Raw genomic sequence first — 13,282 nt, 5'->3', positions numbered from 1 at the left:
CCAAACCTTAAAATCCATTGTGAATAGAGAATGGACAAGGTCCTTTCTAGATACGTAGTGGTTTTATATTGTTGTATTTCAAAACTAAGCATCCATTATTTTTCAACTTTTGATTTTAAATGAGTATTAACCTAAATTTATGTGATAAAACAGTCTTTTCAATTGTCGATTTCATCTAATTGAAAAACGGGTAATCGCTTACAATAAAGTTACCAAATCAAAAGAAAAGAGGTAGACATATGGCTCAAGCACAACCGATCAAGGTGTTTTCAGAGATTGGTCGTCTGAAAAAGGTGATGCTCCACAGGCCGGGTAAGGAGTTGGAAAATCTGATGCCAGACTACTTGGAGCGCATGTTGTTTGATGATATTCCGTTCTTGGAGGAGGCTCAGCGGGAGCATGATGAGTTTGCACAAAAATTACGGGATGAAGGGGTTGAGGTTCTCTACCTCGAACAGTTGGCGGCGGAATCCTTGGTAGATGATGACGTGCGTCAGGCCTTTATTGAGGAGTACCTGGATGAGGCCAATATCCGGGGTCGGGCTACTAAAAAGGCTGTTAGGGATCTACTTTTAGCGATTGAAGATCCGAAAGAATTGATTGACAAGACCATGGCTGGGGTGCAAAAAGCAGAGTTACCAGACTTGACGGAAGCAGAGCGGGGCTTGACTGATTTAGTGGAGTCCAATTATCCTTTTGCGGTTGATCCCATGCCCAATCTTTACTTTACGCGGGATCCATTTGCGACCATGGGGCACGGAGTTTCCCTCAACCATATGTATGCGGAAACACGGAACCGGGAAACCTTATATGGCAAGTACATTTTCCAACACCATCCAGTTTACGGGGGCAATAAAGTTCCCTTGGTCTATTCTCGGGATGAGACCACCCGGATTGAAGGTGGAGATGAGTTGGTCTTGTCCAAAGATGTCTTGGCTGTAGGGATTTCCCAACGGACGGATGCAGCCTCCATTGAAAAACTCTTGGTGAATATTTTTGAACAAAATTTAGGTTTCAAGAAAGTGCTCGCCTTTGAGTTTGCCAATAATCGGAAATTTATGCATCTCGATACAGTCTTTACCATGGTGGACTATGATAAGTTTACGATTCATCCTGAGATTGAAGGAGACTTGAAGGTCTACGCCGTTACCTATGAAGAGGGGCAATTGCACATCGAGCAAGAATTTGGTCCTTTGGATGAAGTCTTGGCAGCGGCACTTGGTCTCGAAGCCGTTGACTTGATTCGCTGTGGTGGCGACAGTCTAGTTGCTGCAGGTCGGGAGCAATGGAACGATGGTTCTAACACCCTGACGGTCGCTCCTGGTGTAGTGGTTGTTTACAAACGAAACACCATTACCAATGCTATTTTGGAATCAAAAGGCCTTCGTTTGATTAAGATTGGTGGCAGTGAGTTAGTTCGCGGTCGTGGTGGGCCTCGCTGTATGTCGATGCCATTTGAACGAGAAGATTTAGCTTAAGAAAGGAAAAAGACATGGGACAAGTATTTCAAAACCGTAGTTTTCTAGCAGAAAAAGATTTTACACGCGCTGAGTTAGAATATCTGATTGATTTTTCAGCCCACTTGAAAGATTTGAAAAAACGGGGCATTCCTCATCGTTACCTAGAAGGGAAAAATATTGCCCTCTTGTTTGAAAAAACATCAACCAGAACGCGTGCAGCCTTCACCGTTGCGGCAGTGGATCTAGGTGCCCATCCAGAATATTTGGGAGCTAATGATATCCAACTAGGGAAAAAAGAGTCGACTGAGGATACGGCTAAAGTACTGGGACGGATGTTTGATGGGATTGAATTCCGTGGATTCAGTCAAGAGATGGTGGAAGAATTGGCTGAATACTCCGGTGTACCTGTTTGGAATGGTTTGACCGATGCTTGGCATCCAACGCAAATGTTAGCAGATTATCTGACCGTTAAGGAAAACTTCGGTCGTTTAGCAGGTATCAACCTTGTTTATTGTGGCGATGGCCGGAACAATGTGGCTAATTCCCTCTTGGTAACCGGGGCTATTTTGGGTGTTAATGTCCGGATCTTCTCCCCTAAAGAACTCTTCCCAGCCCAAGAAGTTATGGAATTGGCCGAAGCTTTTGCTAAGGAATCTGGTGCCGACATTTTGATTAGTGACCAGGCAACGGAGGTTATCCCAGGTGCAGATGTGCTTTATACCGACGTTTGGGTATCAATGGGGGAAGAAGACAAGTTTAAAGAGCGGGTTGCCTTGTTGAAACCTTATCAGGTCAACCAGGACTTGGTTGACTTGGCCGGTAAGGAGGACCTCATCTTCCTCCACTGCTTACCAGCCTTCCACGATACCAATACCGTCTACGGAAAAGATGTGGCTGAGAAATTTGGGGTGGCAGAAATGGAAGTTACCGATGAGGTCTTCCGTGGCCCACATGCCCGTCATTTTGACCAGGCTGAAAACCGGATGCACACCATCAAGGCTGTGATGGCAGCAACCTTGGGTAATCTCTTTATTCCGAAAGTTTAAACGATTCCTTAGAGGGTGGGGCTAGCCTTAGCCTGACCCTCTTTTTTCTAGAAAGAAGGAGAATGATGTATGGCAAAGCGTAAAATTGTTGTGGCTTTAGGGGGGAACGCTATCCTATCCTCAGATCCATCGGCAGCAGCCCAAAAAGCAGCCTTGGTGGAGACGGCGAAGCATTTGGTAAAGCTGGTTAAAAATGGAGATGAATTGATTATCACCCATGGCAATGGTCCCCAGGTTGGGAATCTCTTGTTACAGAACCTGGCAGCAGATTCAGAGAAAAATCCAGCCTTCCCGCTGGATACCTTGGTTGCAATGACGGAAGGGTCGATTGGTTTTTGGCTGCAAAATGCTTTGGAAAATGAATTGAGCAAGGCCGGGATTGACAAAGAGGTTGTTTCAGTTATCACTCAAGTTGTGGTGGATCAGGCGGATCCAGCCTTTGAAAATCTCTCAAAACCGATTGGCCCTTTTTACTCAGAGGAGGAAGCCAGAGCGGAGGCTGAGAAGACTGGAGCGACCTTTAAGGAAGATGCTGGTCGTGGTTGGCGGAAGGTTGTCGCATCGCCGAAGCCGATTGGCATCAAGGAAATTGGCTCTATCCGTAGCCTCTTAGAAGCTGGTGGTCTGGTCATTGCCGCTGGCGGTGGTGGCGTCCCGGTGATCCAAGAAGAGGATGGTCAGCTACGGGGTGTTGAAGCGGTTATCGACAAAGATTTCGCTTCTCAGGTTTTGGCCGAGTTAGTGGATGCAGACCTATTTATTGTTTTGACCGGAGTTGATTCGGTGTTTGTAAACTACAATCAACCGGATCAAAAGAAATTGGAACGGGTAACTGTGGCAGAGCTTGAAAGCTATATGCAAGAAGGACATTTTGCGCCAGGTTCCATGCTTCCAAAGGTCCAAGCAGCCCTTGCTTTTGTTACTCATAAGCCAGAGTCCAAGGCTGTGATTACATCTTTGGAAAATCTTGGAGCTTTGATTGAAAGCGATAGTGGCACTATTATCGTTAAAGGCTAGTGGTTGAGCTGGGATAGAGTGGGAGTTCATCTTTATCCCAAGTCGCCCTTGGAAAGGGAGAATAAGGATGTCAGAAGAGAAGAAAAAATTAGGGGTTCTGGCCCTGACAGCTTTGATTATTAGTTCCTCTATTGGTTCGGGTATTTTTGCGATTTCAACGGATATGGCGGCCGCCGCTGCTCCAGGTGGGGCTCTGCTGGCTTGGCTGATTGCTGGTATTGGGGTCTTGGCCTTGTGTCTGTCCATTGTTAATATTGGCCGTAAAAAACCAGAATTAACAGGGATTGTTGACTATGCGGAGAGTGGTTTTGGGCCTTTTTCAGGCTTTATCAGTGGTTGGGGTTATTGGCTCTCGGCTTGGCTAGGTAATGTTGCCTTTGCGACGATTATGATGAAAACGATTGGTCGCTTTCTACCCATTTTTGGTGAAGGCAATAATCCTCTGTCTATTGGGGTGGCTTCGCTGGTCTTGTGGGGTCTCTTCTTCCTAGTCAATCGGGGAATTGAAGGGGCAGCTTCGCTAAATACGATCATTACCTTGTGTAAACTGATTCCCTTGGGACTTTACATTGTTCTTGCCATCCTCTTTTTTGATTGGAATACCTTTGTTAGTCATTTTTGGGGAACACCTTCAGGCGCCTTTGAACTGGGGCCGATTATGGAACAGGTTTCGGGTTCGATGATTGTGATTATGTGGGTCTTTGTTGGGATTGAAGGGGCAGCCATGATGAGTGATCGGGCTCAAAGTAAAGCCATTATTGGCAAATCGACTGTTTGGGGTCTGATTGGTCTTATGATTATCTATGTTTCGGCTTCGATTCTGCCTTATGGGATTATGAGTCAGGAACAGATTGCGAATTTGGCAACGCCTTCCATGGGCTATATTTTGGTGGATCATGTGGGCCAATGGTTTCCTATTTTGGTCAACCTAGCTCTGATTGTTTCCATTTTTGGTTCTTGGTTGTCTTGGACTATGTTGCCGGCTGAAACAACTTTGGTCATGGCTAATCGGGAACTATTACCGCAACGGTTCGGTCAGTTGAATGAGGCGGGGTCTCCAACCTACTCCTTGTTCTTTATGACCGCTCTTACCCAGGCCTTTATGTTTACCCTCTTGTTTACGGATCAGGCTTATCAATTTGCCTACTCCTTGTGTACAGCTGCTATTTTTGTGTCCTGGCTCTATGTGACCCTCTACCAAGTGAAGCTCTCGGTGCAATTTAAGGAGACCAAGCAATTGGTGATTGGAATCCTTGGAACCCTCTTCTATGTTTGGGCTATTTGGGCTTCAGGAATTGACTATTTCTTGCTTTGTTTGATTGTTTACCTACTAGGGATTGTCCTGTATATGCAGGCGCGAAAAGCCAAGGGGATTCCTGTCCAGCAGATTTTTACAGGCAGTGAGCGAATCTTACTTATCCTGATTGTGACCGGTGCAGGTCTTGCTTTATTCAGGCTCTTTAGTGGAGCGATTACGATTTAAATTTTTTGAAGGAAGTAGATTGCACAATCCTACTTCCTTCTTTTATAATAGGAAAAAAGGAGAAAAATGATGGACATTCAAGCATTTGGGGTTGAGGAATGGCTAAATGTCTGGGAGAATGATGCCATTTATGATATTGCGGGGTCATCCATCGCGTCGATGACCTTGGACGAGATTCTAGAGCTGGGAGATGGGGATAAGAAAACTCAGTTAGCCCAGGTTTTAGGGAAAACGATGAACTATGGGTGGATCGAAGGGTCGCCCGAGTTCAAGGAGGAAGTGGCCAAACTCTACCAAGGGGTTCAACCAACTCAAATTCTCCAAACCAATGGAGCTACGGGGGCCAATCATTTGGCTCTGTATGCTTTGGTGGAGCCGGGAGATCATGTGATCTCCATGTATCCAACCTACCAGCAATTGGTGGATATTCCACGGTCCTTTGGGGCTGAGGTCAGTCTCTGGCAGATTCAGGAGGAGCAGGGTTGGCTCCCGTCTCTAGAGGAGTTACGGAGTTTGATTAGGCCCCAGACTAAGTTGATTTGCATCAACAATGCCAATAATCCAACGGGAGCCATCATGGACCGGGTTTACTTGGAGGAATTGGTGAAGATTGCGCGTGAGGTGGGAGCTTATATCTTGGCAGATGAGGTCTACCAACCCTTGGAAGAGGGGCTGGAGGTGCCAGCTATTGTGGATCTCTATGAAAGGGGAATCTCCACTAACAGCTTGTCTAAGACCTATTCTGTTCCCGGCGTTCGTGTGGGTTGGATAGTTGCGAATGCGGAACTGTCGGACAGATTCCGGAAATATCGGGATTATACCATGATTTGTGCCGGTGTTTTTGATGATTTTCTGGCAACCCATGTCCTCCGTCATCGGGATTTGGTGCTGGATCGGAATCGTTCGATTGTCTATCGCAATCTCGAGCTGGTCAAAAAATGGGTGGCGCAGGAACCAAGGGTTTCAGTCATTTTTCCCCGGCATGTTTCGACGTCTTTTATCAAGTTGGACATTCCTGAGGACACTGAGACCTTCTGTATCCGACTCTTGAAAGAGCAGGGAGTGCTTCTGGTACCTGGCAACCGCTTTGATAGACCTGGTTATGCCCGCTTGGGCTACTGTACGCAGACCGATATTTTAGAACAGGGCTTGGCGAAATTGTCGCAATTTTTGCGGCAGTACGACGCCTAAAATCCGCTCCAGAAGTACCAGTCGAAGGCTCAAATAGCAGTAGGAATCAGAGTTGTTTCAAAATAGAATAGAAAGTGGTATGATAAGGAATAATTTTTTCAGAAAATAAGGAGTAAGTGACATGAAAAAACCTCTTATTGGAATTTCGGGAAGTGTTCTGTTGACCAATTATGGTTCTTCTGAAGGCTATCGACGGGCCTATGTCAATGAAGATTATGTGCAGTCGGTCCTTCAAAATGGAGGGATTCCTTTTATCTTACCGGTTGTTGATGATGAAGAAGTTCTATCAACCTATATCGAACAGCTAGATGGCTTGATTCTATCTGGTGGTCATGATGTAACGCCTCAATATTATGGGGAAGAACCTATGCAAAAAATTGGTGAAACCTGGGAATTGCGGGACTGGTTCGATTCGCTTTTGGTTGAAAAAGCCTTGGAAAAAGGGATTCCTGTGCTAGGGATTTGCCGTGGGATGCAGGTCATGAATGTCTTACACGGTGGTAGTCTTTGGCAAGACCTTTCCTATATGAAAGATGTTGAAATCAAGCATCTTCAGGGACATTCTCTAGAGCTAGTGACCCACCTGGTAGATATTGAAGAAGGTAGTCAGTTGCACGAGCTTATGGGGGAAAATCATGTAATGGTCAATACCTTCCACCACCAAGCCGTTCGTGAGTTGGGGCAAGGTTTTAAGGCAACAGCTTTTTCAGCGGATGGGATTGTAGAAGCGATTGAGCATGAAGAGTATCCCTTCTATTTGGGGGTTCAATGGCATCCAGAAATGCTTCATACTTCCGTCCCTCTGATGAATCAGCTATTTGCAGGTTTGATTCAAGCGGCACAAAAATAAAAGACAAGGTGGAGTGGGGTCATGCAGGAAAAAGAGCTACTGGAAGTTACAGGTCAATTTGCCTATTTAATGTTGTCCAGTGGGGCCGAGACGGGACGTGTAGAGTCAACGATTGATTATGTAGGGAAGGCTGTTGGGGTTCCTGTGATTTGTCATGTGACGATGACTTCGATTTTATTGGTGAATCAAGAAAGTGGGCGCTCTTACGTGGTCAAGGTTCCTCGTTACCAGGTTGACCTGCAGATGGTTCATGACCTCAACCATTTATCCCGTCAACTTTCCCAAGGGGAGATTGATTTTGAAAGCTTTGCCTTGGAGGTAGGGCGGCTCTCTCAAGGAGTGCCGCATTTTCCTCTTTGGCAGCAGTATCTAGGGGCTGGTTTTGTATCTATGGCTCCCAACTTGGTTGACTTGGCTCCCTTCTCTGATTTCTTATTGACCTTTTTCCTAGGGATTTTTGCCCATTTTTTGAACCGTGAGGCGAGTCGTTTGATGGTTCCCCCTTATTTGGCTGTTGGTTTGTCCGCTTTTGTGATTTCGATGCTGACCAATAGTTTTTACCATCTAGGCTGGGGTCAGACCTTTGAAGTGCTTCTGATTTCTTCCCTGATGCCCCTGGTTCCTGGGGTGGCTCTGACCAACTCCTTGCGGGAGCTTTTGGGAGGCCATACCATTTCAGGATTGGTGCGAGCTGTGAATGCCCTACTGATTGCGACGTCGATTGGCGGTGGGGTAATGATGGCCAATCTCTTGTTTCAGGCTTTGGTCTAGGAGGTGAATGATGAGCTTTTTCTTAGGCTTTCTGTTGAGTCTGTGTGGGAGTTTGGGCTATGGCATGATGGTTAATGCTCCGCGCCAGACCTTGTTGAGTTCAGCTCTGACCGGTGGTCTGGCCTGGATTGCCTATTTGCTGATTCTAGACTTGACTGGTGGGATTTGGTTGGCTAATTTGGTGGCTAGTTTGATGATTGGTGTCTTGTCCAATGTGTTTGCCAAACGCATTGGGACACCGGTCAATATCCTATCCATTCCCTGTATGATTTCCCTGGTCCCTGGGGGCACCATTGCTACGTCCATGCGTTATTTTGCCCAGGGGGATGTTTTGCAGGGGCAGTCCTTTTTTGTCAGAACCTTGCTTATTTGTTTTTCCTTGGCCCTTGGTTTTGTTTTAGCAGAAGGATTGGTCTTCTTAGGGAGAAAAATTGGAAAAAGATGAGTTGATACCTTGCCAAATAATGGAAAGTATGGTAATATTTTACGGTATGTGGTGTAGAACCCTTAAAACTAAATAGGAGGAATGACAAGATGGCAAAAGTATGTTATTTTACAGGTCGTAAAACTGTATCTGGTAATAACCGCTCTCATGCGATGAACAAAACAAAACGTGCTGTTAAACCAAATCTTCAAAAAGTTACAATTTTGGTTGACGGTAAACCGAAAAAGGTTTGGGCTTCAGCTCGTGCGCTTAAATCAGGTAAAGTTGAACGCGTTTAATAAATAGTTGAAAAAGAGGTTGGATTTCCAATCTCCTTTTTTGTTGCTGTTTTGACAGGAGTTGACAGCTGGCCTGCGTTTGTACACCTATCAGAAAATGTGGTAAAATAGGCTATAAATAAATTGAGGTGGAATGAGATGACAGTAAAAATCAATACCCGTGATGGTCAGATTGAATTGACCGATGATGTCATTGCGACCATTGTTGGTGGTGCAGCGACGGAGATTTTTGGTGTGGTTGGAATGGCGAGTAAAAATGCCATTAAAGACAATTTCCAGGCCCTTCTAGGTCGGGAAAACTACTCCAAGGGAGTTGTGGTTCGGAGCAATGAGGCAGGTGATATCGAAGTTGATGTGTATACCGTCCTCAGTTATGGGACCAAGATTAGTGAGGTTTCACGCAACATTCAAGAGCGCGTGACCTTTAGTCTGGAAAATCAACTCGGCATTACTGCGAAAGCCGTTAATGTTTATATTCAAAATATTAAAATTGTAGGAGAGTAGTCGTGGCCAATATTACAACCAGTTTATTCCAAGAAATGGTCCAAGCAGCTGCCACTCGTTTGACCAATCAAGCTGAATATGTAAACTCATTGAATGTCTTCCCTGTTCCAGATGGTGATACAGGGACCAATATGGGAATGACCATTGAAAATGGTGCCAAGGAGGTGGCGGATAAGCCAGCTCAGACAGTAGCTGAAGTAGCTAACATTTTTGCCAAGGGGCTCTTGATGGGTGCCCGTGGAAACTCAGGAGTTATCACTTCACAATTATTTCGTGGTTTCTCTCAAGGTGTTAAGGATCTAGAGGAGTTGGACGGAGCTGCCTTGGCTCATGCCTTCCAGTCCGGTGTTGAAGTTGCTTATAAGGCAGTTATGAAGCCCGTTGAAGGAACTATCCTCACGGTTTCTCGTGGAGCTGCGATTGGAGCGGTTAAGAAGGCTGAAAGCAGTAATGATGCGGTAGAGGTCATGGAAGCCGCTCTTGAAGGGGCAAAGGCTGCCTTGGCTAAGACACCGGATCTACTGCCTGTTTTGAAAGAAGTGGGTGTTGTGGACTCTGGCGGACAAGGCCTTGTCTTTATCTACGAAGGCTTTTTGTCTGCCCTCAACGGCGACTATATGGCTTCTGAGGACTTTAAAGCCACGCCAGCGATGATGGGTGAGATGATCAATGCCGAGCACCATAAGTCTGTTGCTGGCCATGTTGCGACGGAAGACATTACCTTCGGTTACTGTACGGAGATCATGGTGGCCCTTAAGCAAGGTCCAACCTATGTTCAAGACTTTGATTACGAAGAATTCCGCAACTATCTAAATGATCTCGGAGATTCACTTCTCGTTGTCAATGACGATGAGATTGTCAAGGTTCACGTGCATACAGAAGACCCAGGTTTGGTGATGCAAGAAGGTCTTAAATATGGTTCTTTGGTCAAAGTAAAAGTTGACAATATGCGCAACCAGCACGAAGCTCAAGTTGAAAAGGAAAGCTCCCAAGCTACAGACAGTAAAGGTCCTCGCAAGGAGTATGCTATCGTTGCCGTCGTGGCAGGTCAAGGAATGGCGGAGATTTTCCGAGCATCAGGTGCGGACTATGTCATCGAAGGCGGTCAGACCATGAACCCGTCGACAGAGGACTTCGTCAAAGCCATTGAAGAAGTCAATGCCGACCAAGTGATTCTTCTCCCTAACAACAAGAATATTTTCATGGCAGCACAATCGGCTGCAGAAGTGGTTGAGGAAGCCGCAGCAGTTGTTGAAAGCCGGACAGCTCCTCAGGGCTTGACCAGCCTTCTTGCCTTTGATCCAAGCCGCAGCTTGGAGGAAAATCAGGAGCGGATGACAGAGTCGCTAACAGAGGTTGTCTCAGCCTCTGTTACCCATGCGGTTCGGAATACAACCATTGATGGCTTGGAAATCCGTGAAAATGACTTCCTAGCGATGGTCGAAGGAAAAATTGTCGCTTCTGATGCCGACCTTGAAACTGCTTTAGACCTGATGTTTGCGAAAATGGATTTGGCAGACAAGGAAATCTTTAGCATTTATGTTGGAGAAGAAGGTTCTGAAGAATTTGCGGAGCAACTGCAAGAGAAACTGGAAAGCCAGTTTGAAGATTTGGAAGTCGAAATCTTCCCAGGTGACCAGCCAGTTTATCCTTATATTTTCTCAGCTGAATAAAGGATATGCCTCGAAAAGATCTCTTTTCGAGTTTTTTCCATTTTTAATGAGCTTTTTACTTGAATAAACAGGCTGACTTTGATATAGTAGGAAAGGAAACAGAGGATTGCTTGACAAGAGCAGATTGATTTTTTCATAAATCGTATGTAAAAACATTTTAGCTTTTGTTTTCAAGTTTTTGTTTCAAAAAATTGAATAAATACGACAGCTTACTTGAATCTGTTGGGAATTATTTGAAATTTAATTGACAAGCTGTCTAAAATGATTTACAATAAATGTCTGGAGATAATAAAATAGGGAGGATAACATGTCTAAGTCTAACTTTGAAAAAGTCGAGACAGTAGTAGGCTGGGTACGTGACAAAAAGATCACGGGTTATCGCATTTCAAAAGAAACCAACGCCCGCGAAATGTCTATTATTGCTCTAGCTCAAGGCCGCGCACAAGTAAAGAATATTTCTTTTGAGACAGCATTGGGCTTAATTGATTACTACGACAAGAATCACGAAAAGTTCGAAGATGCGTAGTCATTCCTAGCTAAAATCGGTTAGAAAAGAATTAGGATACCCTTTTTTTCTAGCTGATTTTTTATATTGAAAGAAAAAGTGAGAGATGTATGTTTAAAGGTCAATTAACCGGTTTTCAGCTAAAAATAGTAGCTCTAATCGGGATGGTCTTAGATCATGTTACTACGCATTTTGGTTCGATTCTTGGTTTTCCTTTCTGGGTTTCTTGGCTGGGTCGATTTGTTGCACCGCTTTTCCTATTTTTGTTGATGGAGGGATTTCGCTATACATCGAATCGAAAAGCTTATTTCTTTCGTCTCTTAGCTGGAGCTGGCTCTATGCTCATTATAACGCTCTTGCATAATGGAATCATCGGGAACTACAGAAATCCTTTGACACAAGAAATAGACTTGTGGTTCTTGTTGAATGGCAATAATATTTTTTTAACTCTAGCTTGCTTTTTTCTACTATTTTATTTGATTGAGAAAATTAAGAAGGGAGAAGGAGTTTGGTTTAGATTATTGCTTTTAGCTCCCCTAATACTCGTTACCTTAGTGACAGAAGGAGGTGTTTATCTAATGCCTCTTGGTTTGATTCTTGCTTTTTTTCCTGGTTCTAAAAGGGTGGCAATCCTCATGTTAGGGATAAGTTCATTTTTTTTAGGGATTAAAGCAATTCTAAATTATTCGATCTTGGCTGAGGTTTATCCGAATCTATGGACTTATCTAGCCTATGATAATCAATGGATGCAAGTTTTAGCGATTCCCCTACTTGCTGCTTATAATGGACAGCGGGGAGGTCATGGCCGACCGTGGGAAAAATATTTATTTTATATAGTATATCCGCTTCATCTGTCTATCATCTACGTTTTAGAATTCTTTTTTCTTTAAGAGTCTCTAAGTGATTAGGGAGATTCTTCTACTCATAGAGAGTATAAAGAAAAAAGGTTCCCAGATTTTGAGGTTCTATAATAAGTTGTGTGGAAAGCTTGCTCTCCATGCAACTTTTTTGTAATCTTGAGTTGACAATTCAAGTGCGGTAAATTTCAAGTTCAAGTTAGCCACCTATAAGAAATTCATTCGGTGACTTGTAACCCAAACATCTTTTAGGATAATTGTTAATCCAATTTTCGATAAAAGCGACTTCTTTGGGAGTCGTTTTCTTTGTGCCTTTTGGCAACCATCTGCGGATTAATCGATTATGATTCTCATTTGTTCCCCTTTCCCAAGATGAGTAAGGATGAGCATAATAGATGTTTTCAGGAGAGAATACCTCAGATAAACGATTAAATTCTCTTCCGTTGTCCGCAGTTAAAGATTTGATGGGATAGGTTTTAAAAATACTTGAGTTGACAATTCAAGGTGCCAAATAAATTGGCTAATTTTTAGAAAAAATGGTTGACAAATGGTAGAAAATTGGAAAGAAGCCAGGGTACAGTCATTAAAAAGCTACAATTATCAAATTCCATGACTATCGGTTTTCAGGAATTCCACACAAGAGAAAAAGAACCGTTTTTTCTTACTTGCGATCATGACGCTATAGGATTCGGTGCGGTAACCTAGAATATAGAAAATGAGGATAAGGAAGAAGCGGAGAACAAGTCTGCTTGACTAGCTCTTGAAGATATAGGGCAGAAACCGCTGGTCAAGAATGAGGAGGTCTGATTGGTTGAAAATGGCTCAATCGATGGTCTGTCTCTAGTAGATACCGGGTTAAAAACCTCGCTCTTTTTGTGTCTGTCGACTTGGTCGAGTCCTAAGAGCTGCAGGAGCGCTGGGATAGGCTCTTCTAGCCCTTGAACCTGCAATTGGAGCCCTGTATAGCGGAGCTTGGTTTCGGCTCCCAGATGCAGCTCTAGAGCGGGTATTTCAATCGGGGTTCCGGATTTCGGCTCTATAATTTCTATAGTGGGTAACGACCCAAAATAGGTCATATAGGGCTTTTTGAGGTACAAAAAAAGCCCCATATGACCTATAATGAATAGTGACCAAACCAACATTAGGAGAATCATATGGAACTTATTTATAATACCACAGAATTACTCGGAATTACAGATAGA

The 13,282-nt window shown here is 44.2% G+C and carries 13 protein-coding genes and 1 pseudogene; 13 read left to right on the top strand and 1 reads right to left on the bottom strand.

The window, feature by feature from the left end; translation table 11 throughout:
• The first annotated feature begins 239 nt into the window (after positions 1 to 239).
• The 13 genes from arcA (at position 240) to HZY94_RS07540 (ending at position 12,113) form a co-directional block, all read left to right on the top strand.
• Positions 240 to 1,478 (top strand): arginine deiminase, encoded by a 1,239-nt coding sequence (gene arcA / locus HZY94_RS07600; protein ID WP_179925685.1) that lies wholly within the window; start codon positions 240 to 242, stop codon positions 1,476 to 1,478.
• Positions 1,479 to 1,492: 14 nt separating this feature from the next.
• Positions 1,493 to 2,506 carry an ornithine carbamoyltransferase gene (gene argF / locus HZY94_RS07595; protein ID WP_179925684.1) on the top strand — a complete coding sequence of 338 codons (1,014 nt, stop codon included), beginning with the start codon at positions 1,493 to 1,495 and terminating at the stop codon, positions 2,504 to 2,506.
• A 69-nt stretch (positions 2,507 to 2,575) separates the two neighbouring features.
• Positions 2,576 to 3,523: a carbamate kinase gene (gene arcC / locus HZY94_RS07590; protein WP_179925683.1), complete on the top strand. Its 948-nt coding sequence runs from the start codon at positions 2,576 to 2,578 to the stop codon at positions 3,521 to 3,523.
• A gap of 67 nt (positions 3,524 to 3,590) precedes the next feature.
• Entirely contained in the window at positions 3,591 to 5,006 is a 1,416-nt protein-coding gene (arcD, locus tag HZY94_RS07585; RefSeq protein WP_179925682.1) for an arginine-ornithine antiporter, read from the top strand.
• A gap of 69 nt (positions 5,007 to 5,075) precedes the next feature.
• Positions 5,076 to 6,197, top strand: a complete 1,122-nt coding sequence (locus tag HZY94_RS07580) for an aminotransferase (protein ID WP_179925681.1) — start codon at positions 5,076 to 5,078, stop codon at positions 6,195 to 6,197.
• Positions 6,198 to 6,318: 121 nt separating this feature from the next.
• Complete coding sequence (locus HZY94_RS07575; protein ID WP_179925680.1) at positions 6,319 to 7,047, top strand: gamma-glutamyl-gamma-aminobutyrate hydrolase family protein; 729 nt, start codon at positions 6,319 to 6,321, stop codon at positions 7,045 to 7,047.
• A gap of 21 nt (positions 7,048 to 7,068) precedes the next feature.
• On the top strand, positions 7,069 to 7,818 hold the full coding sequence (locus HZY94_RS07570; RefSeq protein ID WP_179925679.1) for a threonine/serine exporter family protein: 750 nt from the start codon (positions 7,069 to 7,071) through the stop codon (positions 7,816 to 7,818).
• A 10-nt stretch (positions 7,819 to 7,828) separates the two neighbouring features.
• Positions 7,829 to 8,263 carry a threonine/serine exporter family protein gene (locus tag HZY94_RS07565; protein WP_160333250.1) on the top strand — a complete coding sequence of 145 codons (435 nt, stop codon included), beginning with the start codon at positions 7,829 to 7,831 and terminating at the stop codon, positions 8,261 to 8,263.
• Between the two features lie 89 nt (positions 8,264 to 8,352).
• Positions 8,353 to 8,541: a 50S ribosomal protein L28 gene (gene rpmB / locus HZY94_RS07560; RefSeq protein WP_002885786.1), complete on the top strand. Its 189-nt coding sequence runs from the start codon at positions 8,353 to 8,355 to the stop codon at positions 8,539 to 8,541.
• 138 nt (positions 8,542 to 8,679) lie between these two features.
• Complete coding sequence (locus HZY94_RS07555; RefSeq protein ID WP_179924299.1) at positions 8,680 to 9,045, top strand: Asp23/Gls24 family envelope stress response protein; 366 nt, start codon at positions 8,680 to 8,682, stop codon at positions 9,043 to 9,045.
• Positions 9,046 to 9,047: 2 nt separating this feature from the next.
• On the top strand, positions 9,048 to 10,718 hold the full coding sequence (locus HZY94_RS07550; protein ID WP_179925678.1) for a DAK2 domain-containing protein: 1,671 nt from the start codon (positions 9,048 to 9,050) through the stop codon (positions 10,716 to 10,718).
• A gap of 307 nt (positions 10,719 to 11,025) precedes the next feature.
• Positions 11,026 to 11,244 carry a capsule biosynthesis transcriptional regulator gene (locus HZY94_RS07545; RefSeq protein ID WP_160332439.1) on the top strand — a complete coding sequence of 73 codons (219 nt, stop codon included), beginning with the start codon at positions 11,026 to 11,028 and terminating at the stop codon, positions 11,242 to 11,244.
• Positions 11,245 to 11,333: 89 nt separating this feature from the next.
• Complete coding sequence (locus HZY94_RS07540; protein WP_179925677.1) at positions 11,334 to 12,113, top strand: TraX family protein; 780 nt, start codon at positions 11,334 to 11,336, stop codon at positions 12,111 to 12,113.
• A 166-nt stretch (positions 12,114 to 12,279) separates the two neighbouring features.
• Here the strand turns inward: HZY94_RS07540 and HZY94_RS07535 are convergent.
• Positions 12,280 to 12,546: pseudogene (locus tag HZY94_RS07535) on the bottom strand (IS30 family transposase); the annotation flags it as partial.
• Between the last annotated feature and the right edge of the window lie 736 nt (positions 12,547 to 13,282).

It is taken from the genome of Streptococcus danieliae, from assembly GCF_013415245.1.
Classification (GTDB): Bacteria; Bacillota; Bacilli; order Lactobacillales; family Streptococcaceae; genus Streptococcus; species Streptococcus danieliae_A.
The sequence above is the reverse complement of the archived record's forward strand: the minus strand, read 5'-3'. Positions and strand labels throughout refer to the sequence as shown.